Below are 25617 nucleotides of genomic sequence, written 5' to 3' on the forward strand. Positions count from 1 at the left end.
ATTACTTATAAATATAATCTCTAGTAGCGGGTGTTGAGACATAGTTTTTTGTTAGTTGGAATTGATAAACCACTTGGTCTCCCCATTTAAAAGCGCTTTCACAACTAGCTAAATAAAACTCCCACATCCTAAAAAATTTTTCATCAAACATATTGATTATTTGAATTTTGTTTTTTATGCAATTTTCTTTCCAGTGTCTTAGGGTGTGAGAATAATGCAATTTTAGAACTTCTATATCAGATACTATTAATCCAGCTTTCTCTATGGGTGTTACTACTTCACTCAGACTAGGTGTGTAACCACCTGGAAAGATATACTTAGTTATCCAGGGATGTGGGTCTCTAGGAGGGTTAACTGAACCAATAGTGTGTACTAAAGAAATACCATCATCATTAAGCAACTTATCGATTTTCTTAAAAAAATTTTTATAAAACTTTCTACCCACATGCTCAAACATTCCAACACTTACAATTCTATCAAACTTTTCATCTAACTGACGGTAATCTATTAGTTTAAAGGTAACTTGATTTTCTAAATTAAGCTCTTTTGCTTTTTTAACACAGTAGTTAAACTGATTTTCAGATAGAGTAATTCCAGTAACTTCACAATTAGTACTTTTTGCAATATCTATAGCTAAAGATCCCCAGCCACAACCTATATCAAGAACTTTTTGATTTGGCTTTATATTAAGTTTTTTTATTATGTGCTGTATCTTATTATTTTGAGCTTCTTCTAGAGTATCATTTTCATTTTTAAAATATCCACAAGAGTATTGTTTTTTAGGATCCAAAAATAAACTGTATAAATCATCTGAAAGATCATAATGATGAGCAACATTCATTTTAGATTTTTTTATAAAATTAAAGTTTGTTAAATATCTATAAGAACCATAAAATTTATTTATCAGCATACTAAAAATATTTAATTCGCCTCTTCCTATATTCATAAGCGCTATATCTAAAAAATCGGTCAAACTTCCATTTTCGATTTGTATATCACCATTAGAATAAGCTTCTCCAAAATATAAATCTGGACGAAAAAATAATTTATAATGGAGATTCTTATCTAAAATCTTAACTGTAATTGGGTTGTTATTTTTTGGTGTACCTATGATATATTTATTTGAATTTGCATCAATTAATAAAAAACCATCTTTCTCGAATAATTTATCTAGATATCTTGCAAGTTGCATTTAAGTTCTCATAAAAATTTTTTTATAAGAAAAATATATAATGAATTTATATAAAATTCACTCAGGATTATTTCTCGATTTTATTGGAATTTTAACAGTAAAATTAGGTAAACTGTTTTAAAAAATAGATATTTATTATCTAGAGTAATATTCAATTACTAAATTAGGTTCCATTACTACTGGGTAAGGAACTTCGTCAAACTTAGGTGTTCTAACGAAAGTAACTTTTTTATTCTTCTCATCTAAATGAATATATTCTGGTGTTTCTCTTTCTTTGTTTGCTAAAGCGATATCAATGAAAGCTAACTGTTTAGATTTATCTCTAATTTCAATTATGTCTTCTTCTTTGACCATATAACTAGAAATATTAACTTTTTTACCATTAACTCTTACGTGACCGTGGTTAATAAGTTGTCTCGCTGAAAATACTGTTGTTGAAAATCTTGCTCTATAAACTACTGAATCTAATCTTCTCTCAAGTAATCCAATTAAATTTTCACCAGTATCCCCTTTTAACATAGTAGCTTTTTTATAAATATTTCTGAATTGTCTTTCGTTAATGTTACCGTAGTAACCTTTTAATTTTTGTTTAGCTTGTAGCTGAATTCCGTAATCAGATGGTTTTCCTTTTCTTCCTTGACCATGTTGTCCTGGACCGTAATCTCTTTTATTAAAAGGACTTTTAGGTCTGCCCCATAGGTTAATTTTTAACCTTCTGTCTATTTTATGTTTAGCACTTATTCTTTTTGTCATTTAATAAGAGGGTTTATAAACTTACTCGTTATTTTGTCAATCAACCTTTTTTGGATAAACTTACGAATACACTTGATAAAATACGCGTTTCCTTCTCAGAAAGCTCCATTTTAGAAAAAATACTTCTTAAGTTTTCAAGCATAATAGGTCTCTTCTCCAAAGGTTTAAAAAAGTGTTTTTCTTCTAGTTTTTTGATGCATAGGTTGGTCATTGCTTGGATGTCCTTCTTGCTGGCTAAAGTTACTTTTTTTGATTTAGAGTACTTTGCACCCTTTAGATTAATGATGCTCGCTACTGTATGAGCAATAATAATGACACTGTGAGACAGGTTTAAAGATTTAAAATCAGGGTTAGTTGGGATTTGCATAGTGTAATTAGCATAACTAATCTCATTATTTGATAAACCAGACGCTTCAGAACCAAATAAAAAAGCTATCTTTTTATTAAAATCAATTTTTTTTAAATCCTCTAAATTAATGTGTTTAATGTTTTTATTTCTAAACCGTGCAGACGTTGCAATAACATAATCTACTTTTTTTACAGCAGATTCTAAAGTTTCATGCACTTTAGCATTAATAATTAGATCTTTTGCACCAACTGAGGTTGCTAAAATTTTATCATTTGGAAAAATTGGTTTTGGTTTAACAATTATTAGCTTTTTAAAGTTAAAGTTTTTAACAGCTCTAGCACAAGCTCCAATATTTTCTGATAATTGAGGTTGATGTAATATAAATGAGATATTATTAAACGACATTAAAGACTTGCTGGAGCATTATCTTTAAATAATTTATAATCTAAACTATCAACCAACGCTTTAAATGAAGCATCAATTATATTTGCTGAGACACCAATAGTAAACCAGTTTTTACCCTTTGAATCAGTACTCTCTATTGAAACTCTAGTGATTGCTTCAGTACCAGTGTTTAAAATTCTAACTTTGTAATCCACTAACTTTAAATCTTTTAAATATTTAGAATATTTATTTAATCGATCCACATTTTGTCTAATGGCATTATCTAAAGCATTAACAGGACCGTTTCCTTCACCCGTACACATAATTTTTTCACCATCAACTTCAAGCTGTGCTTTAGCAGAAGAAACAATTACTCCTGATGAGTCTTTTTTAACAGAGACATCATATTCTTTAATCAATATATATCTTGGTATTTTGCTGATAATTCTTCTAGCTAACAATTCAAATGATGCATCAGCACCGTCATAACTATAACCAATAAACTCTCTATCTTTTACTTCATCTAAAAGTTTTTTAATTTTGGGATCGCTCTCTTCTATTTCAATACCAATAGTTTTTAATCTTGAAATTATATTGGATTTTCCAGACTGATCTGAAACTACAATATTTCTAGAATTTCCAACTTCTTCAGGGTTAATATGTTCATACGTTTTTGGATCTTTTTGAACAGCTGATACGTGAAGACCCCCTTTATGAGAAAAAGCAGCAGCACCAACATATGGAAGGTGTTTGTTAGGTTTTCTATTTAAAATTTCATCTAATAATCTAGAGCATTCCGTTAATTTCTTAATATTATCTGGTTTAATTTTTAATTGAAATTTAGCAGCAAAATCTTCCTTTAAAAAAAATGTTGGAATTAATGACATTAAATTAGCATTACCACATCTTTCACCTAAGCCATTGATGGTTCCTTGCACTTGTCTAACCCCAGCCCAAACTGCAGCTAAAGAATTAGCAACTGCATTACCTGTATCATTGTGAGCATGTATGCCTAAATTTTTTCCAGGTATAGTTTTAGAAACTTCTGTTACAATTTTTGTAACTTCATGAGGTAAGGTTCCTCCATTAGTATCACATAAAACAATCCACCTTGCTCCTTCATCGAATGCTACTTCAAGACATGATAAAGCGTAACTTGGATTAGCTTTGTAGCCATCAAAAAAATGTTCCGCATCAAACATGAATTCTTTATTCTCTTTAACAAAATGTTTTGCTGTTTCTTTGATGTTATGTAAGTTTTCTTCATTGGAAATACCTAGTGCTATATCAACATGAAAATCCCATGATTTACCCACAATGCAAACTGCTGGTGTATTTGAATTTAAAAGTGCTGAAAGTCCAGGATCATTATCTGCACTTCGACCAGTTTTTTTAGTCATACCAAAAGAAGTTAGTTTAGCATTATTAAATGAATGTTTTTTTTGAAAAAATTCAGTATCTGTAGGGTTTGCTCCTGGCCACCCACCTTCAATATAGTCAACACCTAAATTATCTAAAGCTAGAGCAACCTTTATTTTATCATCTACAGAAAAGTCTACACCTTGTGTTTGTGCACCATCTCTTAATGTTGTATCAAATATAAAAAGTTGTTCTTTGCTCATTTTATCTTCCAAATTGTTTTACCATCTTTATCTTCTATTAAAACCCCTTTATCTAAAAGCTTATTTCTAATGATATCAGCTTCTTTATAATTCTTGTCTTCTCTTGCTTTATTTCGAAGTTCAATCATTTCTAAAATTTCATCTTCATTAATAGATGATTTTTTCTTTTTAAACTCAATCCATTCTTCTTTTGTTTTATTTAAAATACCAATAAAATTACAGGCTGACTTAAATAAGTTTTTTTCTTCATTGCCTCCTTTTGAAGCTTTGTCATAAAGTTGGTGTAACTTTGCTATATAGCCTGGTGTATTCAAATCATCGTATAATGGAGATAGAATATCTTCATCTAAATCTGTTTTATCATTTGAGGACAAATAAACTTCATACCATTTATCAATAGTGTTTTTGCAATCTTCTAATAGCTTTTCATTCCAGTCTAAAGGTTGTCTATAGTGAGCACTCATAAGAGCTAGTTTTAAAACCTGTCCATCAACGTTTTCTTTAAAATCTTTAATCTTTAATATATTGCCAGTTGATTTAGCCATTTTTTCATTGGACATAGTGATAAATGCATTATGGACCCAATAATTTGCAAAGACTTTGGTATCATTTGCACATCTTGATTGTGCAATTTCATTTTCATGATGAGGGAAAATCAAATCAATTCCACCTCCATGAATATCAAATATCTCTCCTAGATATTTTTTAGACATTGCAGAACATTCTAAATGCCAACCAGGTCTTCCTTTCCCCCAAGGTGAATTCCAAGAAGGTTCATCCTCTTTAGAGGGCTTCCATAAAACAAAATCTTCAGATTTTTTTTTATTATCTGATACTTCAACTCTAGATCCTGCAATTAAATCTTCTAGTTTTTTATTTGATAGCTTTCCATAATCCTCAAATTTACTCACTTCAAAATAAACATGATTGTTTACCTCATAGGCAAAATCTTTTTCTATTAAAGATGATATCATTTCAATCATTAGATCAATATGATCTGTAGCTTTGGGTTGTTGTTTTGGATAATCTAAATTTAAATAATTACAATCATCATCAAAACCTTTAATGACACCATTAGTTAACTCAGATATTGAAACATTTTTCTCTTTTGCTGATTTAATTATTTTATCATCAACATCAGTAATATTTCTTATATAATTTATTTTGTCATACCCATATTTTGATTTCAAAACTTTGTACAAAATATCAAAAATAACAAGAGGTCTTGCGTTACCGATGTGTGGGTTGTCATAAACTGTTGGACCACAAACATACATTCCAATGTTTTCTTTATCTAGTGGAACAAATTTTTCTTTTTTGTTACTTAGATTGTTTGTTAAAAAAATATCCTTATTCATTACCTTAGAATTATACTTTAATTATAGATTTGTGAATCTTTAAGATTAGTTGGGAATCTTACAGACTGGAATTGGTTCCATTTTATGCAAGTTCATCTTTCTTATTTTTTCGTATTTTTCACGATTTATCGAATTAACATTGTTCATTGCTTCTTCTAATTCTTCATATTTAAGACCTAATTGACCTTCGTCAGTCCTACCATCATCCCATAACCCATCTGTTGGAGTAGCCTCAATTACCTCTTGAAGAATGTTGATGGATTTACCTATTTCCCATACTTCTGATTTATTGCAATCTGCAATAGGAGAAATATCTACCCCACCATCTCCATATTTTGTGTAAAACCCCACTCCAAAATCTTCAACTTTATTACCAGTACCAACTACAATACCTTTATTTGCAGCAGCTACCTGATAAAGAGTAGTCATTCTAATTCTTGCCCTAGAATTTGCCATCCCAAGCTCACTATCAAAATTAGATAACGTACCCTCAAATGTTTCAAATAACTTATCTAAATTTAGCGTGTGTGCTTCAATATTATTAAAATTTTTAACAAGCCATTCTTGATGTTTTAAGCTTAAATCGTGTTGTGATGATTTTTGTTTAATAGGCATTGATAAAACAATTGTTTTTATACCCGTCATTGCACTTAACGTACTTGATACTGAAGAATCTATTCCTCCAGAAATTCCAATGATTAAAGATTGAGCCTTACTTGGCATCTTTTCCACGTAATCTTTAATCCAATTACTTATAAATTGTGCTTTTTCTAACGCTTTCATTGTCTAAAATTTAAACGAAATTGTATTTAATACAATGCTTTAAGATGCCGCTTTAATATTTTTTTTAGAATATACTGCATTTTTTTTAATCTCATCAGAAATTAAAAAAGCTAATTCCAATGCTTGATTTGCATTAAGTCTTGGATCGCAATGCGTATGATATCGGCTAGATAAGTCTTGGTCAGATATTTTCTGAGCACCACCGGTACATTCTGTAACATTTTGACCTGTCATTTCAATATGCAGTCCACCTGCATAACTTCCTTCACTTTGATGACATTCAAAAACATTTTTTACTTCTTTGACAACACTATTAAATGGTCTTGTTTTATATCCAGTTGTAGCTTTAATTGTATTTCCATGACAAGGGTCGCACGACCATATCACATTCAAACCTTCTTTTTTAATTGCTCTAATTAATTTTGGTAAAAATTTAGAAACATTTTCATGACCAAATCTAGAAATTAAAGTTATTTTACCTTTTTCATTTGTTGGATTAATTTTGTTACATAAATTTATTAGATCTTCAGCTTTTAATGTTGGTCCACATTTAATTCCAATTGGATTTTCAATTCCCCTGCAAAACTCAACATGTCCACCATCTAGTTGTCTAGTTCTATCACCTATCCAAACAAAGTGAGCTGAGGTATCGTGATATTCACCTGTTGTTGAATCTACTCTTGTCATAGCCTGCTCAAAAGGAAGTAGTAAAGCTTCATGTGAAGTCCAAAAATTTACTGTCTTTAATCTTCTATTAAAATCAGAATTAATTCCACATGCATCCATAAATGCTAGGGCATCTGCTATTCTGTCCTCTAAATCTTTAAATTTTTTAGCTGCAGGAGAGTTCTTAATAAAACCTAAATTCCAAGTATGTACTTTTTTAAGATCAGCAAAACCTCCATGAGAGAATGCTCTTATAAGATTAAGTGTAGATGCAGACTGAGAATAAGCTTTAAAAAGCCTCTTAGGGTCTGGAACTCTTGATTTTTCGTTAAATTCCATTCCATTAATATTGTCTCCTAGATAACTAGGTAGTTCAACTCCATCAATATTTTCAACAGGAGAACTTCTAGGTTTAGAAAATTGTCCAGCAATTCTTCCAAGTTTAATAACTGGTAATGATGCAGAGTAAGTAAGTACAAGCGACATTTGAAGTATTAGTTTAAATGTATCTCTAATATTGTCAGGATGAAATTCTGCAAAACTTTCTGCACAATCTCCACCTTGTAATAAAAAAGCTTTTCCATCAACAACATCAGCAAGTTGCTCTTTTAAATGCCTCGTCTCACCAGCAAAAACTAATGGGGGGAAATTTTTAATTTTACTTAAAACACCGTCTAAATCTTTTTGATCTGGATATTCCGGAATGTGTTTTACAGGATAATTTCTCCAACTATTTATTTTCCAATTTTTCATATTCAACCTAGGGGTGTTGTAGCAGAGTTTAATTATTATTCAACTGTGACTGATTTTGCTAAATTTCGAGGCTTATCGATGTCATAACCTTTTTTGAGCGCTGAATAATAAGCTAATTTTTGTAATGGAACGGTTAATAAAAAAGGTAATAAATCATCATTAGCACTTTCAACTAATACTGTTTCCCAAATATTTTCTGAAAAAACTTCATCTTTACTCTTGTTGGTAATCAATAAGACTTTAGCACCTCTTGCTATTACTTCCTGCATATTGGAAATTGTTTTTTTATAATAATTATCTCTTGGAGCTAAGACAACAACTGGCATTCCATCTTCGATTAAAGCTAAAGGACCGTGTTTCATCTCACCAGCAGGGTACCCTTCTGCATGAACATAAGCTAATTCTTTTAACTTTAAAGCTCCTTCTAATGCAATTGGATAAGAAAAACCTCTACCTAGAAACATCGAACCTTTTGCATCAGTAAATGAGCCAGAAACTGTTTGGATTTTACTTTCAGTTAGTAAGGTTTGTTCAACTAATTTAGGTAGTACTTTTAAGTCTTTAATTTTGTTTAGATATAAATCTTTATCTAAATCTTTTCTTAAAATTCCTAACTTTAATACCAAAATATATAGAACTAACATTTGACCCATAAATGCTTTTGTAGAGGCTACACCAATTTCTGGTCCACAGTGAATTGGTAAAACAAACTTAGAATCTCTTGCAATCGAACTTTCTATAACATTAACCACACTGCAGGTTTTCATGTTATTTTTGTTGCATAAATCTAATGCAGCATATGTGTCTGCTGTTTCACCTGACTGAGAAACAAAAATGTATAAATTATCATCTTTAAATCTATTTTTTCGATATCTAAACTCAGAGGCAATATCAATTGTTACATCAAGAGTAGTATTTTCTTCAAACCAATACTTTGCCATTAAACAAGAATGATAAGCTGTTCCACAACCAATTAAGGTAACAGAGGAAATTTCTTTTATATCCCAGGGAAAATTATAGATATTAATGTCGTTATTAATTGTATCAACATACTCATTTATGCAGTTCTCAAGCGTTGTTGGCTGTTCTTCAATTTCTTTGGCCATAAAGTGTTTAAATTCACCTTTATCATAATCCTGTTCTTTAGAAGATAATTCTAAAACTTTTTTATTAATTTTTAAGCCTTCTTCGTCAAAAAAATCAACTTGGTCTTTTTTTATGATGCAAAATTCTCCATCGTTTAAATATGAAATTTTATTAGTCATAGCTTTTAAAGCATAAGAGTCTGATCCTAGATAATTTTCATTAGGGCCATAGCCAACTGCTAGAGGTGAGCCTCTTCTAGCACCAACTATAATATCAGGCTGATCTTTAAAAATTATGCCTAAAGCAAAACTTCCATGTAGCTGTTTAAGAGTTTTAATAATTGCATCTTTTAAATTAAGTTCTTTTAAATATTCTGTTATTAAATGAACAATTACCTCTGTATCTGTCTGAGATTTAAATACGTGACCTTTATTTATTAAATGCTTTTTTAAAATGGTAGAATTTTCAATAATGCCATTATGTACTACTGATACACTCTCTGATGAATGAGGATGCGCATTAATAGTATTTGGAATTCCATGTGTTGCCCATCTAACATGACCAATTCCAATTGGGCCCAACATATTTTTAACTGCAAGATTTTTTTCTAAAATATCAACTCTGCCTTCTGATTTTGTTTCATTTAGAATGCCCTCAGATAAAGTTGCAATACCTGATGAGTCGTATCCCCTATATTCTAACTTTCTAAGAGAGTTAATGATTGCAGCTGATACTGGTTTATTGCTAGCTATTCCTATAATCCCACACATATTATTTTATTTTTCTTTTATAGTTTTTAATCTCTGCTTGAGAGTTTCTAGTTAAAGCTAATGAGTTTTTTTCCACTTTTTTTGTAATTACAGAGCCTGCTCCTACAATACTATTTTTTTCAAGAGTGATTGGTGCAACTAATGATGAATTAGATCCTATAAATACATTATCTTTGATTTTTGTTTTATTTTTATTAACACCATCGTAATTACAAGTAATTGTTCCAGCTCCAACATTAACGTTTCTTCCTATTTCACTATCACCAATGTACGATAAATGATTAATTTTTGATTTTTTTCCAACTGTACTTTTTTTAACTTCTACGAAATTTCCAATTTTTGATCCTTCTTCAAGAATGGTACCTGGTCTTAATCTTGCATAAGGTCCAACTTCAACTTTATTTTTTATCTTACAATCCTCTAGATGAGAAAATGAATTTACAATTACATTATTCCCTATTTTAACTTTTGGCCCAATAACAACATATGGATTAATAGTAACGTTTTTTCCAATCTTCGTATCTTTTGAAAAAAAAATAGTTTCTGGTCCAATCATTTTTACTCCAGACTTGATAAAAAATTTACGAAGTTTTTCTTGGTCTATATTAGAATTTATTTGTTTCATCTGGAAATATTATTATATTAAGTGTATAGATAGATTAATTCACAATATATTTCTTAAAAATACTTTATTAATGACTCAAAATTACTCAATTTTATTTGACCTAGATGGAACATTGGTCGATACCGCACCTGATTTAATGAATGCTCATAATCATGTAATGAAAAAATATGGTTATCCAACAAAATCTACTGCAGATATTAGAAATCTAGTAGGACAAGGAGCTGGTGCTATGATTGGAAGATCTATATGGGGACAAGCTAAAAAAGAATTTGGTAAAATTGATGATCAAAAAATTAAAGATCAAATGGTTAAGGATTTTGTCAACTTTTATGGACAAAATATCATTAAAGAAAGCACGCTTATCAACGGTGTAAAAGAATTTTTAAAGTGGTGTAAAGAAAAAGAAGTTTCAATGGCAGTTTGTACTAACAAACAAGAGCACTTAGCAATTGACCTTCTAAAGAAAATTGGAATATATGATTACTTTGAGTACGTTGCTGGTTCAGATACTTTTGATTATTGCAAACCTGATCCAAGACACATAACAAACATAATTGAAATCATTGGTGGTGATATAAAGAAATCTTTAATGTTTGGTGATAGTGAAACAGATGCAAATGCAGCAAAGGCTGCCTCTGTTCCTGTTATTTTATTAGAAAATGGTTATACGGAAAAAAATTCCAATGAAATTTACCATAATCATTTGATAAAAGACTTTATTGGTGTTGAAAAGATAGTTTCAACTTACTTAAAAGATTGATTTAATTTTTTTTCTTACTATTAATAGGGCTGCATAATTAAGGAGGCCTAATGATTTCGCACAAAGTTAAAGTTTACCCATCAAAAATTCATCTACCTAAAAAAAATCAATTGGCATGGAAAATTGCTGAAATAGCTTCTGATAATGCAAAATTAGATAAAGCAGCTGTTGAAATGGTTATTAATAGAATAATTGATAATGCTTCAGTTGCTATTGCTTCTTTAAACAGAAAAGCTGTTATCTCTTCAAGAGAAATGGCTCTAAAGCATCCTAGAAAAAATGGTGCAAATTTATTCGGTATTGATTCAAAATTAAAATTTGATTGTGAATGGGCTGCTTGGTCAAATGGAACGGCTGTTAGAGAGCTTGATTTCCATGATACTTTTTTAGCAGAAGACTACAGTCACCCTGGAGATAATATTCCACCTATTTTAAGTGTTGCTCAACAAACTAAAAAAAGTGGGCTAGATTTATTAAGAGGAATTATTACGGGTTATGAAGTTCAAGTTAATTTAGTTAAAGGAATTTGCCTACATAAACATAAAATTGATCACATTGCACACTTAGGACCAAGTGTTGCTGCGGGTTTAGGAACAATGTTAAGGTTAAATACTGAAACAATTTACCAAGCAGTTCAGCAGGCATTACATACTACAGTTTCTACAAGACAATCTAGAAAGGGTGAAATCTCTAGCTGGAAAGCTTACGCCCCTGCTCATGCTGGTAAGCTTGCAATCGAAGCAATTGATAGAGCAATGCGTGGTGAAGGTGCTCCAAGTCCAATTTATGAAGGTGAAGATAGTGTTATAGCTAGAATATTAGATGGTAAGAAAGCTTTATATAATGTTCCCCTACCTAAGAAAAAAGAATCCAAGAAAGCGATACTAGAGACTTATACGAAAGAATATTCAGCAGAATACCAGTCTCAAGCACTGATAGATATTGCTAAAAAACTTAATAAAAAAATTCCAAATTTAAATCAAATCAAAAAAATTGATATTCACACAAGTCATCACACTCATTACGTGATTGGTACTGGTGCAAACGATCCACAAAAAATGGATCCTAATGCAAGTAGAGAAACACTAGATCACTCTATCATGTACATTTTTGCAGTAGCACTTGAGGATGCTGATTGGCACCATGTAAAATCATATACAAAACAAAGAGCTAATAGAAAAAGCACTATAAAAATTTGGAAATCAATTACCACGTTTGAAGATAAAAAGTGGACTAAAAAATATCACGATCCTAATCCAAAAAATAAATCCTTTGGTGCACAAGTTGTAGTTACTTTAAACAATGGCAAAAAGATTATTGAACAACTAGATAGAGCAGATGCTCATCCATATGGAGCACGTCCATTTAAAAGACAGAATTATATAAATAAATTTTTAACTTTAACGGATGGTATTTTAGATAAGAAAGAAAGTGCTCGTTTCTTAAAAGTAGTACAAAATCTTAAAAACTTAAAAGCTGGGGAATTAAATAAATTAAACATCCAGGTTAAAAGAAGTCAGATAAAAAAAAATACAAAACAAGGAATTTTTTAGTGCATTTTGTAGATAAAGAGCCTAGCCAAAAAAGAGCTGACTTTGTCAGTAAATTAAAATCAAATAAAATTTTAAGAGTTCCTGGCGCTTATAATCCACTGACTGCAAAACTAATTGAAGAAATTGGTTATGACGCTGTTTACGTATCAGGTGGAGTTATGGCTAATGATTTAGGTTTCCCCGATATAGGTTTAACTACACTTCAAGATGTAAGTACTAGATCTTACTTGATATCTAGAGTTACAAGCTTACCCACAATTGTTGATATTGACACTGGCTTTAAGTCTTGCGAGGAAACTATTAAAACTTTTGAAGAGTTTGGGGTGTCAGCTGTACACTTGGAAGATCAAGTAGAGCGTAAAAGATGTGGGCACTTAGATAACAAAGAATTAATTTCAACTGAAGCAATGGTTAAGAAAATTAAAGAATGCGTTGCAGCAAAACAAGATGAAAATTTTAAAATTATAGCAAGATCTGATGCTAAAGGTGTTGAGGGAATAGATAAAATGATTGATAGATGTAAGGCATATATTGATGCTGGAGCTGAAATTATCTTTCCAGAAGCTTTGCATGATGAAAAAGATTTTGAAAAAGTTAGAAAAGAACTATCATGTTATTTATTAGCTAATATGACTGAGTTTGGAAAATCTAAGCTATTCAACTATAAAGAGTTAGAAAATTTTGGATATAATATTGTAATTTATCCAGTAACAACACAAAGATTAGCTATGAAAAGTGTAGAAGATGGCCTTAAAGACATTTTTGTAAATGGACACCAGAACAATATTATTGATAAAATGCAAACTAGAAAAAGACTTTACGAGTTAGTTGAGTATGAGAAATATAATTCATTAGATGAAAAAATTTATAACTTTAGTACGGAAGGACATGAATAATGAGTGATGATATTAAAAAAGGCTTACTAGGGATAATTGTTGATGAGACAGAAATTTCAAAAGTTATGCCTGAAATTAATTCTCTAACTTATAGAGGTTATGCGGCTCAAGATTTGTGTGCAAGATGTGATTTTGAAGAGGTTGCATACTTGATTTTAAATAAAGAATTACCTAATAAAAAACAACTAAAAGAATTCAAGAAAGAGTTATCTAAAGAAATATCTTTATCAAAAAATTTAATTAGTATTTTAAAAAAAATACCTAAAAATTCTCATCCTATGGATGTTGCAAGAACTGCAGTTAGCGTTATGGGTCTTGAAGACAAAGAAACTAAAGACAACTCACTAAAAGCAAATTTAAGAAAAGCAATTAGAATTTTTGCAAAAACACCCACTGCATTAGCTGCTTTTTATAGACTTCGAAAAGGGAAAAAAATCATAGCACCAAAGAAAAAATTTGGTTTTTCTGAAAACTTTTTCCATATGTGTTTTGGAAAAGTTCCTAATAAAGAAATTGTTAAAGCTTTTGATGTATCACTAATTTTATACGCAGAGCATAGTTTTAACGTATCAACTTTTACGGCCCGAACTATTACAAGTAGTTTATCTGATATTCATGGAGCGATAACTGGTGCTATTGCAAGTCTAAAAGGTCCTCTTCATGGTGGTGCTAATGAAGAAGTAATGCACATGATGAAAAAAATTAAAAAACCTGAGAACGCTTTAAAATGGATTACTAAAGCTTTGAAAAATAAAGATGTAGTAATGGGATTTGGTCATAGAGTTTATAAAAGTGGAGACTCAAGAGTTCCTACCATGAGAGAGTATTTTAAGAGAGTAGCAATTATTAAAAAAGATAAAACATTTGAAAAAATATACGACATTGTTGAAAAAGTAATGATTAAAGAGAAAAATATTTATCCAAATGTAGATTATCCAACAGGACCTACTTACCATTTAATGGGGTTTGATACTGATTTCTTTACACCTATATTTGTAATTTCAAGAATTACGGGTTGGTCAGCCCATATTATGGAGCAACATGCTGCTAATAAATTAATTAGACCTCTTGCAAGTTATAAAGGAAACAAGCATAGAAAAGTTATACAGTTAAATCAAAGATAACTAGTTTTTTTCTATTTTTGCGAATCTTTCAAAAATAATTTCTGACTTAAGGTTGTTGTTAGTAACAAATTCATCAATAGCTTGTTTTACGCCTGGGGCTTGGCTTAAGTTGTAATCATCACAAAGAATAGTTCCATTATTATCTAGAACTGGTTTTGAATAATGAAGATCGTTTTTAACTGTCTCATAAGCGTGTCCTCCATCTAAAAAAATATAATCAATTTGAGACATGTCCATCTTTTTTAATAGTAGATTGGAATTTCCTTTAATTAGATGGATATTTTTTTTAAACTTTTTTAAAAGATAGGTTACAGCATCAACTGAGTATGGGTCTTTTCTTAAGATATATTCAAAATATATTCTTTTTAATGGGTTATTAAACTTAGTGTTTGGAATAACTTCATTAGCATTTTCAACACTTTCACCAAACAAATCTAACCCTACATATTTAAAATCATTTCCATGAATGCCCTGTAATAGTTCACAAACATTTCTTGCAGTAACACCATGGAATACACCAATCTCAAGAAAATTTTTAGGTTTCTTAGAGGCTATTTCATTAAGAAAATGTTCTCCAATACCCTTTTGCTTAAGGCTAGTTTTTCGAAAATACTTTTTATACTTCAAAAGATTAACTAAAAGCTTCTGTCCAAGTTCCTTGCGTTGACGCTTTAGAATATTCAGTAGAACGACCTTCAAAGAAGTTCATGTGTTCAACTGCATTCAACATAGAATCCAACCAAGTAAGTGGATTTTTTTCCACATCATAAATCGGATCTAATCCAAGTTGAGATAATCTTCTATTAGCAATAAACCTTATATAAAGTTTCACATCTTGCGCTGTAAGACCTTCCATAGGACCCATTTCAAAAGCTAAATCAATGAAAGCATCTTCGTGCTCAATGATTGTTCTACATGCTTTATAAAGTTCTTTTTTTAATTCAGGATTCCAAATTTCTGGGTTCTCATGAATGAACTCTTTAAACAATCTAATCATAGAATTACAGTGCAACGTTTCATCTCTTACAGACCAAGTAACAATTTGGCCCATCCCTTTCATTTTATTATGTCTTGGAAAGTTAAGTAAGATTGCAAAACTTGCAAATAATTGTAAACCTTCAGTGAAAGCGCTAAATACAGCTACTGTTAATGCAATATCTTTTTTTGAACTCATGTCAAAATTTTGCATGTAGTCGTATTTATCTTTCATCTCTTTATATTTCATGAATGCAGAATATTCTGATTCAGGCATTCCGATAGTATCAAGCAAATGAGAGTAAGCAGCTATGTGAACTGTTTCCATTGAAGCAAAAGCAGTCATCATCATTAAAACTTCTGTGGGTTTGAATACAGTTGTATAATGTCTTAAATAACAATTTTGCACTTCAACATCAGCTTGAGTAAAAAATCTAAAAATTTGCGTTAATAGATTTTTTTCAGACTGAGTTAAATTTTTCTGCCAATCTCTAACATCATCACCAAGTGGCACTTCTTCTGGTAGCCAGTGAATTCTTTGTTGTGTTAACCATGCATCATAACACCATGGATATCTGAAAGGTTTATAAACTGGGTTTTCAACTAATAGTCCCATTTTTTGTGGTTGAACTATTTCATTTTTTTCTGGTTGAATAATTTTAGTATCCATTTTTTCTACTGACATGATAGGCACTCCTCATATTCTGGTTGTTCAGTTGTTTGTGGTTTTGACTTATAGACATTTGCGGTAACATCTGTTGCTTTAGTATCATTAACATTCTCCGCACGTTGAATTGATTTTGATCTACAGTAATAAAGGCTCTTTAAACCTTTTTTCCAAGCATCAAAATGAATTTTATGTAGTTCTCTTTTGTGAATATCTGCTGGCACGAATAAGTTAATTGACTGAGCTTGAGATATAAAAGGTGTTCTATCTCCACTTAATTCAATAATCCATTTTTGATCTAACTCAAAGGCAGTTTTAAAAACATCTTTTTCTAAATCAGTTAAAAAATCTAAATGAGAAACAGAACCTTCGTTTGTTGTAATACCAGACCATACATCATCGTTATTTTTCCCATGTTTTTCCAATAACTCTACTAAATATCTATTTCTAACATTAAAAGATCCCGAAAGAGTTTTATGAGTGTAGCTATTAGCTGCAACAGGTTCTACTCCAGGGGACGCTCCACCACAGATAATAGAAATAGAAGCTGTTGGTGCAATCGCAGTTTTGTTTGAAAATCTTTCATTAAAACCATAATCAGCAGCATCTGGACAAGCTCCTCTTTCGTCTGCTAGATCTTTTGAGGCTTGATCTACATGCTCTTGAATATGTTTAAATATCTTTTTATTCCAAACTTTACTCATAACAGATTCAAGTGGAATACTGTGTTTCTGTAAATATGAATGGAAACCCATAACACCTAAACCAACACTTCTTTCTTTTTCTGCAGAATATTTTGCGTCATCAAATTGCTCAGGGGCTCTTTCAATAAAATCAGTTAATACATTATCTAAAAATCTCATAACATCATTAATCATAACACTGTCATCTTTCCACTCATCATACTTTTCTAAGTTTAAAGATGACAAACAACAAACCGCCGTTCTATCTCTTCCATTTTTATCTATTCCAGTAGGTAAAGTTATTTCACTACAAAGGTTAGAAGTTTTAACAGTTAAGTTAGCAAGTTTGTGATGTTGAGGAATTTGTCTATTAACTGTATCGATATAGATAATATAAGGTTCACCTGTTTCAATTCTTGCAGTCAATAATCTAATCCATAAATTTCTTGCAGAAATAGTTTGTTGTACAGTTCCATCAGCAGGACTTTTTAGTGCCCACTGCTCATCTGTTTCAACAGCTCTCATGAATGCGTCTGATACTAAAATGCCATGATGAAGGTTCAAAGCTTTTCTATTTGGATCTCCACCTGTGGGTCTTCTCATTTCAATAAACTCTTCAATTTCAGGATGATCAATTGGAAGATAACAAGCAGCCGATCCTCTTCTTAATGAACCTTGGCTAATTGCCATCGTCAACGAGTCCATTACTTTAATGAAAGGAATTATTCCTGAAGTCTTACCAACTTTACCAATTTTTTCTCCAATAGATCTAAGGTTACCCCAGTAACTTCCAATCCCACCACCTTTAGCAGCTAACCAAACATTCTCACTCCATAGATCAAGTATTCCATTTAAGCTGTCTGATGCTTCATTTAAAAAACATGAAATTGGTAAACCTCTTTTAGTTCCACCATTTGATAAAACTGGAGTTGCTGGCATGAACCATAAATTACTAATGTAGTTATAAATTCTTTGTGCATGTAAATTGTCATCTGCGTATGAACTTGCAACACGGGCAAATAAATCTTGGTAAGATTCGTTATTTCCTAAGTATCTATCTTTTAAAGTTGCTCTACCAAAATCTGTTAATTTAGAATCTCTTGTTCTATCAATTTTAATAATGATGCCTTTTTCATTTTGAAAAAGTTCAGTGTCATTACTAAGTGAAAATAAATCTGGTCCTTTATTTTTTGAAAGTTCGCTATTATCAGGGCTATATTCGGAGACAGCTTTCTTAAGTGCCTGTGATAGTATTTTGTTCATATTTTAATATTTTATAAGTTTTTTTTTACAAAACAACTACATGTTGTATGCAGTAAGCATTGATACACCATATAAATAGTTATTCAACAGAACATTTATAGAACATATAAAAAAAATATCAATAAAAAAATAAAATGAATGTAAGAAAGGTTAACAATGACAACAAATTTAAAAATAGATCCATATGGCTTCAGGGAGTATGACGCAAGGTGGTTGTATGAGAAAGACATAAACCAACTCGGAATAGAGAATCTAGGTAAAGGTTTAGGCACTCAAATTATAAAACATACAAAAAAAACGAATCCAAGAGTAATTGTTGGTCATGATTATAGATCTTACAGTGAAGAAATTAAAACTGCTCTTAAAAAAGGACTACTTTCAACAGGATGCAATATTGAAGACATAGGTTTATCATTATCTCCTACTGTTTATTTTGCACAATTTAATTTAGACGCTGATGCTGTTGCAATGGTAACCGCTAGTCACAATGAAAATGGTTGGACTGGAGTTAAAATGGGTATCAAAAAAGGATTAACCCATGCACCAGAAGAGATGAAAGAATTAAAAGAGATTACTTTAAATGAAAATTTCATAACAGGTGAAGGAAATGAAAAACAAATAAAAGGTTTTCAACAAATTTATAAAAATGATTTAATAAATAAAAATAAAATAACAAAAAAAATTAAAGCAGTTGTTGCTTGTGGTAATGGTACAGCTGGAATATTTGCACCTGAAATTTTAAGAGGAATTGGTTGTGAAGTTATAGAACTCGATTGTGATCTTGATTGGACTTTTCCAAAATATAATCCAAATCCAGAAGATTTAGAGATGTTACATGCAATAGCAAAAGCTGTTAAAGATAATAACGCAGATATTGGTTTTGGTTTTGATGGTGATGGCGATAGAGTTGGGGTAATTGATAATACAGGGGATGAAATATTTTCTGATAAAATTGGATTATTGATTGCTAGAAATTTATCAAAAACTCATAAAGGTTCTAAGTTTATCGTTGATGTAAAATCAACTGGGTTGTACGCGACTGATAAAGTCTTAAAAGACAATGACTGTGAAACTATTTATTGGAAGACAGGTCACTCACACATTAAAAGAAAAGTTAATACTGAAAAAGCTTTAGCTGGATTTGAGAAAAGTGGACATTTTTTCTTTAATCAACCATTAGGTTTTGGTTATGATGATGGAATTAATTCAGCAATTCATGTGTGTCATCTATTAGATAATCAAAATAAATCTATGCATGAAATTATAAAAGAACTCCCTAATACTTTTCAAACACCAACGATGGCACCTTTTTGTAAAGATGAAGAGAAATATCAGGTTGTTGAAGATTTAGTTAAACAAGTAAATCAAATTAAAGACAATAAAATTAAAATTGATGACCAAGAGATTAGTGAAGTATTAACAGTCAATGGTATCAGATTTTCTTTTAAAGATGGTTCATGGGGATTAATTAGAGCCTCATCAAATAAACCATCATTAGTTATTGTAACCGAAAGCCCAACATCAGATGAAAGAAAGAAAAAGATCTTTGATTTTATTGATGAACTTTTACAAAAAACTGGCAAAGTTGGTGATTATGATCAAAAAATCTAGATTAATAAAAAAATTTCTATTAATATTTCTTATTGTCCAAGACTTTCTCTAGCTTCTTCATCGGTATAATTTGTGCCATATTGCTCATTATAAGCAGATACAGCTTCTGAAAAGCTACTATAACCCAAACCCTGAGCGGCAGCTTCAAGATCGCTTGAAACACCTACTGATGCAGCTAAAGCAATAGAGTCTGCTACTGTTTGAAGATCTGTACCTAAATCTTTAGCAATAGATGCAGCCTCGAATGAACCAACCTGACTTATCAAATCAACGCCAGCAGTTATATCTCCCCAATTTGATGTTGACCCATCAACTGTAGAGTTTTGCCAATAGTTAGCATAATCTTCGGCACTCATATTGCTACCATATTCTAAATTTACTAATTTTGTTAAATTTTCAAAGTTTGCATTTTTTCTTATATCGTTAATTGTATCTTGATTAATAGAACTGCCTAGTTCTGAAATAATACTTTCCGCAGCAATCTTTGTATAGTTATCTAGTGTGATTGAAAAACTTTGGTTTAACCAATTATTTAAATTAAAACCTGAATTATCTTGAACAGATTTAGCAATGTCATTTAAGTTATCATTTAAGTCTTTACCAATATCAATATCTTTTAGATCAATCATATCTTGAAATTCATTTCTAGCTAATTGAGCTTTTAAGTCTTCAATATTGTCACTTGATAATTGAATCAAGTTTCCAGATTTATCTTTAAATTCATTACTAGGTAGATCACCTCTCCAAGAATTAGCCCAATCTTTTACGTTCCAATCTTCCATTTTATCAAGTTTGTCAAAAGACATTTTAATTGATTGGACTTCATAACCTTGACTTTCTACAGTTGATAAAATTTTATCAATTTCAAAATTATTATTAGCAAGATTTAAAACAGAATTTTGTAAATTATATTTCTTAATTTCATTTTTTCTTTTGGAGCTGATAGAGGCTAAAATTAGAGTCTCTTTTTGTTTTTCAGAAAAACTACCTATTTTAATATTGGAAAGATCATTAACATATAATTTTTTTACAATATCACTTTCAAAATCTTTTAAAATTGCATTAGTAAAATCAATACTATCAATGACGGTAAGTAATTGCTTTCTATCACAAGAATTGTTGCAGTTATCAATTATATTTAAAGATTTTGTAAAAATATCATTTGCGGTTTCATAAATTTGGTATTTTCCAGAGTCAATTTTATTTAATTTTTTTAATACTTTATTAATTTTTTTAGTATTTATTTTTAATTGTTTATTGAATTCTTTTTCATCAATTCTTTGTTCAGATTTTAATTCTAAATTTTTTCTAAAAGAACCAATATATTTTTTAAAATTTGTACTTTCTCTTTTTAACTTTTTTTCTGTTGTAGTTAGTTTATTTTTAGATTTGGTGCCTTGTACTAAAAAATCATGCATGTGCATGTATTTAATCAAAGCTTCTTCAATACCCTCATTAAGTGTAAGGCCAACAGACTCTCTCATTGATTTTTTAGCCTGAGTTAATGAGTAAAGTGATTGAATAGATTTTTTGCTACTTTTTTTAACATTAGGAAAATTTTCTTGATAATCTTGAATAGCTAACTTTTCATCTTTTAATTTTCGATTATAAAAAACTTCAAAGTAAGCCATAGCTTTCATCATATTCTCAGGATATTTTTCTTGTAAATTTTTATTTTGAACAAAAGTTTTGTACATTTCTTGAGTTGCTTTATCTGCAAGCATTATAGATGAAAGTTTCGGATTTTTAAATAATCGTTCAGGATAATTGTTAATTTCTTCATATCTGCCAATAATTTCTAATTCCTCTTTATCAATGAAAGTTTTTGTAAGATCTTTAGTATTTTTTGTTTTATTTTTTGGTTTTTTTATTTCAATTATTTGTTTTGGTTCAATTTCACTATTTTCTTCAGAGTCTGTTTTTAATATGATTTTTTTTGCTTTATCAAATTCATCTTGATTTAAAGCTCCTTCTTTATAAAGATTATTTAACCTAGTTAGCTCATCAACAATATTTGCTTGGGCTAAACTGATTAAACTCAACAAACAAACTGTAATAAAAATATAGTTAATTTTTTTCATTAAATTAATAGTTTAAAATCTATTAAATAATGCTATCTCAAAACTCTAGTTAATTTAAGTACATTTTATTGATGCTCTTTTACAAAGAACAGGCTAAGTCGGTGATTATGATCAAAAAATATAAATATTTACTAATCTTTATCCTCCTTTTTACTTCTAAAAGTCACGCTCTAAGCCCTGAATATGAGAAGGAATTGTACATTGGTTGTTACACTAACTCTAAGCAATACCTTGGTACAGATGGAGCTAAAATATACTGCCAGTGCACAATTGATAAATTGAGTGCAAAATTCAATGACAAACAGATGGATGAAGTGTTCAGTAAAGAGCCTGATGAAATTCAGCAACTAACTGCATTTGCGACAATTGAGTGCGAAAATAATAAATAGCTTTTCAAATAATAAAATAATTAATAGGTTTTGAAAATGGAAGATAAGAAAAACTTCGGTTTTGGAACTCAGATTAGGAAATCCCCTTACTTTAACTCAACAGTTAAATGGGGTGCAACGGGTTTTTCAGTTTATAATCACATGTACATTCCTCGTGACTTTGGATCCCCGGAACAAAATTTTTGGAATTTAGTTAATAAAGCAATTTTATGTGATGTTGCAGTTGAGCGGCAAGTAGAAATTACAGGACCAGATGCTACAAAATTTATTCAACTCTTAACACCAAGAGACTTATCAAAACTTTCAGTTGGGCAATGTAAGTATGTTTTAATTGTAAACAATGAAGGTGGAATTTTAAATGACCCAGTTTTATTAAGACTAAAAGAAAACCATTATTGGTTATCTCTTGCTGATAGTGATATTTTATTATGGGCACAAGGGGTTGCTGTTAACTCAAATCTTGATGTTAAAATTATCGAACCCGATGTCTCCCCTCTTCAATTACAAGGACCAAACTCTGGAAAAATTATGGAAAGCTTATTTGGTGAAAGTATTAATGATCTTAAATATTATTGGTTACGTGAATTAGATTTAGATGGTATTCCATTAATAGTATCCCGTACCGGTTGGTCAAGTGAATTAGGTTATGAATTATATTTAAGAGATGGTTCTAAGGGAGATGAGTTATGGGAAAAGATAATGGCAGCTGGTAAACCTCATGGATTAAAACCAGGTCACACATCATCAATAAGACGTATTGAAGGTGGAATGTTATCGTACCATGCGGATGCTGATATTAACACGAACCCTTATGAACTAAATCTAGGAAGACTTGTGAACCTTGATACTGAAATAAACTTTATTGGTAAAGATGCTTTACAAAAAATAAATCAAGATGGTGTTAAAAGAAAACAAGTTGGAGTGATTTTAGATTGTGATCCTTTAACTGGACCTAACACTACCTTTTGGGAAATTACTAAAGACAATCAGCAAGTTGGTAAGATTACTTCTGCAGTTTATTCACCAAGACTTAAACAAAATATAGCCCTTGCAATGGTTTCAATTAACAGTTCAGAGATTGGAACAGTGCTTGATGTTAAAATGAATGACAAAATCATTAAAGCAACGGTTGTTGAGACACCTTTCTATGATCCTAAAAAGAAACTAGCAAGTTCATAGCAATAAGAGTATTTATAAACCATGTTAACTCCAAAAGATTATATATCCCTTTACTTACTAGTTATTATCTTAACGGTAGTCTCAGTTAACTTCATGTACCGTCTCTATTTCTAGTAATAAATCCTATCCCTTTTTTTAAGAAAAAGACCTAGAAGAGCCAAGTTTCCCTTTATTTATAGGTTCAGAACAACTCACAAAGCGCATTCCTCGATTGGGATCTTTTCTTGGAGCACTTGTAAAGACAACCTTGTTCTCATCTCTTCTCGACTTTTCTAGCTCTTCTTTTCTCTGACGGTCTCTCATATCTTGATATTCTTTAAGTACATCAAGCTTGTCATCTTTCTCTTCTTTTACAGGCTCATCTTTTAAATAAAAAGCAGACGTATCAATATCTTCAGCTTTAACTGATGTTTCTTGTCCTTTTGCATAAGCCTTTTCTAGCTCTTTTATCTTTTCATTAAATGGCTTTGTTTTGACACAAGAATTATTATCTTTATCAAAAGCTGATATTTGCCAATCAGGTGTATTACGTTTTACCATTAGGTCTCCTTTCCTTTAGATTTTTTATATTTTAAATACTGATTAATTAAGTTTGATTGCCTACTTAATAATCTTCCCTCCATTGTATTTAATTTCATCATTCGATCACCACCGCTGCAATCTTTAACATAAGCTGCACCCATCAATTCACTTCTGCGATCTAGATCCTTTTTAATGGTTTGATGAAACTCTTTATGCTTAATTTTAACAAAGCTAGGGCTGTTATAACTCCTATGATACTCAGACATTTCAATACCAAACACCCCACATTCTATTTGAGGTATTCGTTGTAACCTCCACCCTATACTAATGATTTGTTGTATGATTAAGCCACTGATTGCATCAAAGACCTCAAAGGTTTTAAACATAAGATCTACATAACCTTTGTATTGCTCAGTATCTTCTCCAACCATCACATGGTGTTCTGCATAAATGCCAAGTTTCATTGCATTCATTGATACTTTTTCTTTACCTAACTCTGTTTTAGGTCCTGTTGACTTTCTTGCATTATTTTTATTAGCAAGAGTTTGCTTGGATGACGCCATATGTTTTTTCCTTAATTTATGGGTCTTATTTGTGAGATAAGTAATTATTTAAGCACTGCCTCTATGAATAAAATTTATTCGGGGCGCATAGCAAAATGCTAAGAACTTCCTTATATCCTATTGTCTTTAATATTCAACAGAACGTTTATAGAACGTAAGAAAAAAAAACTAATAACCAATTTTTTTTAATAAAAATGTCAAAATTGTATAGGACTACATGGGAGACTATAGGACTTTATAAGATTAAATAAGAAAACATGGGATTTTAAATAAAAATTTTTTTATCTATCTCCTAGCATAATTTTTAATATAGCAATTCCAAGAATTATAATTAAAGCGTAAATTCATCGAGATGGTTTTTTTTTAATGACCATCATTCTTTTTTTCTATTTTTATAATTTTATTTTTTTTATATGCTTTAACGCCTAAAAATCCAACTAAAGCTCCAATACCAGCTAAAACTATTCCACCATTTAGAGCAACTCCTATGCCAACTATTTTTCCTGCAACTCCTAGAGAACCGCCAAGAACAGCTCCCACTGTACCTCCACCAATTGCTCCAATACTTTCTTTAGCCGTAACAGCACCAGCAACCTTTCCAACTGGCGATCTTTTTAATTCATCAATTTTTTTTAATGCAGATACTTTCTTAGCTAAAAACTCAGCTTCTTTTTTTTTTAGTTCAGCTTCTTCTCTTTCTATTCCTTCTTTACGTTCTTTTTCTATTCCAAAAGCAGAAAAAATTATAATTAAAAATATTAAAACTATAACTACTGGTCGTAATAAATTTAATATTAATCCAATATTATTATTGGGATATCTATCCTGAAATTCTAAATAATTTTCATACTCGTAAGGAATATAAAAAGCGGTAAAGATTAAAAAAAAAATAATAAGATTATTGGAAATTTAGGTCCTAATTTTTCAAAAATTTTTCCTAATATAGTTATCTTTGCAAGCTTTCTTAATATCCAACTTATCATTATTTCTATTTAAGTAATAAAACATTA

At 30.4% G+C, this 25617-nt stretch carries 24 protein-coding genes; 8 read left to right on the forward strand and 16 right to left on the reverse strand.

The genetic code is table 11. The features are described 5' to 3' along the window. Position 1: 1 nt before the first annotated feature. The 9 genes from ABXT72_RS04270 to ABXT72_RS04310 all read right to left on the reverse strand — a co-directional run bounded on the left by ABXT72_RS04270 (position 2) and on the right by ABXT72_RS04310 (position 10341). Positions 2-1192, reverse strand: coding sequence for a class I SAM-dependent methyltransferase (locus tag ABXT72_RS04270; protein WP_415277730.1), 1191 nt, complete (start codon positions 1190-1192; stop codon positions 2-4). A gap of 135 nt (positions 1193-1327) precedes the next feature. Then, on the reverse strand, positions 1328-1945 hold the full coding sequence (gene rpsD / locus ABXT72_RS04275) for a 30S ribosomal protein S4 (RefSeq protein ID WP_415277731.1): 618 nt from the start codon (positions 1943-1945) through the stop codon (positions 1328-1330). 40 nt (positions 1946-1985) lie between these two features. Then, a complete protein-coding gene (locus ABXT72_RS04280; protein WP_415277732.1) occupies positions 1986-2699 on the reverse strand; it encodes an RNA methyltransferase in 714 nt (237 codons plus the stop codon). Next, positions 2699-4300, reverse strand: a complete 1602-nt coding sequence (cimA, locus tag ABXT72_RS04285; RefSeq protein ID WP_415277733.1) for a citramalate synthase — start codon at positions 4298-4300, stop codon at positions 2699-2701. The genes ABXT72_RS04280 and cimA overlap by 1 nt, the downstream gene beginning before the upstream one ends. Further along, on the reverse strand, positions 4297-5658 hold the full coding sequence (gene cysS, locus ABXT72_RS04290) for a cysteine--tRNA ligase (protein ID WP_415277734.1): 1362 nt from the start codon (positions 5656-5658) through the stop codon (positions 4297-4299). Before cysS ends, cimA begins: the two co-directional genes overlap by 4 nt. A 45-nt stretch (positions 5659-5703) precedes the next feature. Further along, positions 5704-6441 (reverse strand): NAD(+) synthase, encoded by a 738-nt coding sequence (gene nadE / locus ABXT72_RS04295; protein ID WP_415277735.1) that lies wholly within the window; start codon positions 6439-6441, stop codon positions 5704-5706. A gap of 39 nt (positions 6442-6480) precedes the next feature. Continuing rightward, a complete protein-coding gene (locus ABXT72_RS04300) occupies positions 6481-7860 on the reverse strand; it encodes a class II 3-deoxy-7-phosphoheptulonate synthase (RefSeq protein WP_415277736.1) in 1380 nt (459 codons plus the stop codon). A gap of 35 nt (positions 7861-7895) precedes the next feature. Further along, positions 7896-9716 carry a glutamine--fructose-6-phosphate transaminase (isomerizing) gene (glmS, locus tag ABXT72_RS04305; RefSeq protein WP_415277737.1) on the reverse strand — a complete coding sequence of 607 codons (1821 nt, stop codon included), beginning with the start codon at positions 9714-9716 and terminating at the stop codon, positions 7896-7898. A gap of 1 nt (position 9717) precedes the next feature. Continuing rightward, the gene (locus ABXT72_RS04310) at positions 9718-10341 is read right to left on the reverse strand and encodes a DapH/DapD/GlmU-related protein (RefSeq protein WP_415277738.1); all 624 of its coding nucleotides are present in this window, start codon (positions 10339-10341) and stop codon (positions 9718-9720) included. Positions 10342-10411: 70 nt separating this feature from the next. Between ABXT72_RS04310 and ABXT72_RS04315 the strand changes: the two genes are divergently transcribed. Genes ABXT72_RS04315 through ABXT72_RS04330 form a run of 4 tightly spaced genes read left to right on the forward strand, consistent with a single transcriptional unit; the run spans position 10412 to position 14674 of the window. Then, positions 10412-11101, forward strand: coding sequence for an HAD-IA family hydrolase (locus ABXT72_RS04315; RefSeq protein WP_415277739.1), 690 nt, complete (start codon positions 10412-10414; stop codon positions 11099-11101). Positions 11102-11151: 50 nt separating this feature from the next. Beyond that, positions 11152-12654: an MmgE/PrpD family protein gene (locus ABXT72_RS04320; RefSeq protein WP_415277740.1), complete on the forward strand. Its 1503-nt coding sequence runs from the start codon at positions 11152-11154 to the stop codon at positions 12652-12654. Further along, positions 12654-13550: a methylisocitrate lyase gene (gene prpB / locus ABXT72_RS04325; RefSeq protein WP_415277741.1), complete on the forward strand. Its 897-nt coding sequence runs from the start codon at positions 12654-12656 to the stop codon at positions 13548-13550. The genes ABXT72_RS04320 and prpB overlap by 1 nt, the downstream gene beginning before the upstream one ends. Continuing rightward, positions 13550-14674 (forward strand): bifunctional 2-methylcitrate synthase/citrate synthase, encoded by a 1125-nt coding sequence (locus tag ABXT72_RS04330; RefSeq protein WP_415277742.1) that lies wholly within the window; start codon positions 13550-13552, stop codon positions 14672-14674. Before prpB ends, ABXT72_RS04330 begins: the two co-directional genes overlap by 1 nt. Here the strand turns inward: ABXT72_RS04330 and ABXT72_RS04335 are convergent, their stop codons facing one another. Genes ABXT72_RS04335 through ABXT72_RS04345 form a run of 3 tightly spaced genes read right to left on the reverse strand, consistent with a single transcriptional unit; the run spans position 14675 to position 18262 of the window. Continuing rightward, entirely contained in the window at positions 14675-15301 is a 627-nt protein-coding gene (locus ABXT72_RS04335) for a class I SAM-dependent methyltransferase (protein WP_415277743.1), read from the reverse strand. It abuts the gene before it with no gap. Between the two features lie 4 nt (positions 15302-15305). Beyond that, positions 15306-16334, reverse strand: coding sequence for a ribonucleotide-diphosphate reductase subunit beta (locus tag ABXT72_RS04340; protein ID WP_415277744.1), 1029 nt, complete (start codon positions 16332-16334; stop codon positions 15306-15308). Beyond that, the gene (locus ABXT72_RS04345; protein WP_415277745.1) at positions 16325-18262 is read right to left on the reverse strand and encodes a ribonucleoside-diphosphate reductase subunit alpha; all 1938 of its coding nucleotides are present in this window, start codon (positions 18260-18262) and stop codon (positions 16325-16327) included. The genes ABXT72_RS04340 and ABXT72_RS04345 overlap by 10 nt, the downstream gene beginning before the upstream one ends. Before the next feature lie 156 nt (positions 18263-18418). On the opposite strand from ABXT72_RS04345, the gene ABXT72_RS04350 reads away from it, so the two are divergent. Then, complete coding sequence (locus ABXT72_RS04350; RefSeq protein ID WP_415277746.1) at positions 18419-19873, forward strand: phosphomannomutase/phosphoglucomutase; 1455 nt, start codon at positions 18419-18421, stop codon at positions 19871-19873. 29 nt (positions 19874-19902) lie between these two features. Here ABXT72_RS04350 and ABXT72_RS04355 read toward each other — a convergent pair whose 3' ends face one another. Beyond that, positions 19903-21954 (reverse strand): SHOCT domain-containing protein, encoded by a 2052-nt coding sequence (locus tag ABXT72_RS04355; RefSeq protein ID WP_415277747.1) that lies wholly within the window; start codon positions 21952-21954, stop codon positions 19903-19905. A 107-nt stretch (positions 21955-22061) separates the two neighbouring features. Here ABXT72_RS04355 and ABXT72_RS04360 point away from each other — a divergent pair, with 107 nt between their 5' ends. Next, the gene (locus ABXT72_RS04360) at positions 22062-22343 is read left to right on the forward strand and encodes a hypothetical protein (RefSeq protein ID WP_415277748.1); all 282 of its coding nucleotides are present in this window, start codon (positions 22062-22064) and stop codon (positions 22341-22343) included. 36 nt (positions 22344-22379) lie between these two features. After that, positions 22380-23522 carry a glycine cleavage T C-terminal barrel domain-containing protein gene (locus ABXT72_RS04365; RefSeq protein ID WP_415277749.1) on the forward strand — a complete coding sequence of 381 codons (1143 nt, stop codon included), beginning with the start codon at positions 22380-22382 and terminating at the stop codon, positions 23520-23522. Positions 23523-23657: 135 nt separating this feature from the next. Here the strand turns inward: ABXT72_RS04365 and ABXT72_RS04370 are convergent, their stop codons facing one another. The 3 genes from ABXT72_RS04370 to ABXT72_RS04380 all read right to left on the reverse strand — a co-directional run bounded on the left by ABXT72_RS04370 (position 23658) and on the right by ABXT72_RS04380 (position 25147). Further along, positions 23658-24062, reverse strand: a complete 405-nt coding sequence (locus ABXT72_RS04370; RefSeq protein WP_415277750.1) for a hypothetical protein — start codon at positions 24060-24062, stop codon at positions 23658-23660. Continuing rightward, on the reverse strand, positions 24062-24607 hold the full coding sequence (locus ABXT72_RS04375; RefSeq protein WP_415277751.1) for a hypothetical protein: 546 nt from the start codon (positions 24605-24607) through the stop codon (positions 24062-24064). The genes ABXT72_RS04370 and ABXT72_RS04375 overlap by 1 nt, the downstream gene beginning before the upstream one ends. Positions 24608-24970: 363 nt before the next feature. Further along, positions 24971-25147, reverse strand: coding sequence for a hypothetical protein (locus tag ABXT72_RS04380; protein ID WP_415277752.1), 177 nt, complete (start codon positions 25145-25147; stop codon positions 24971-24973). Here ABXT72_RS04380 and ABXT72_RS04385 point away from each other — a divergent pair. Beyond that, positions 25095-25436, forward strand: coding sequence for a hypothetical protein (locus tag ABXT72_RS04385; RefSeq protein WP_415277753.1), 342 nt, complete (start codon positions 25095-25097; stop codon positions 25434-25436). The genes ABXT72_RS04380 and ABXT72_RS04385 overlap by 53 nt on opposite strands. The last annotated feature ends 181 nt before the right edge of the window (positions 25437-25617 follow it).

The organism is Candidatus Pelagibacter sp. Uisw_094, from assembly GCF_047729535.1.
Classification (GTDB): Bacteria; Pseudomonadota; Alphaproteobacteria; order Pelagibacterales; family Pelagibacteraceae; genus Pelagibacter.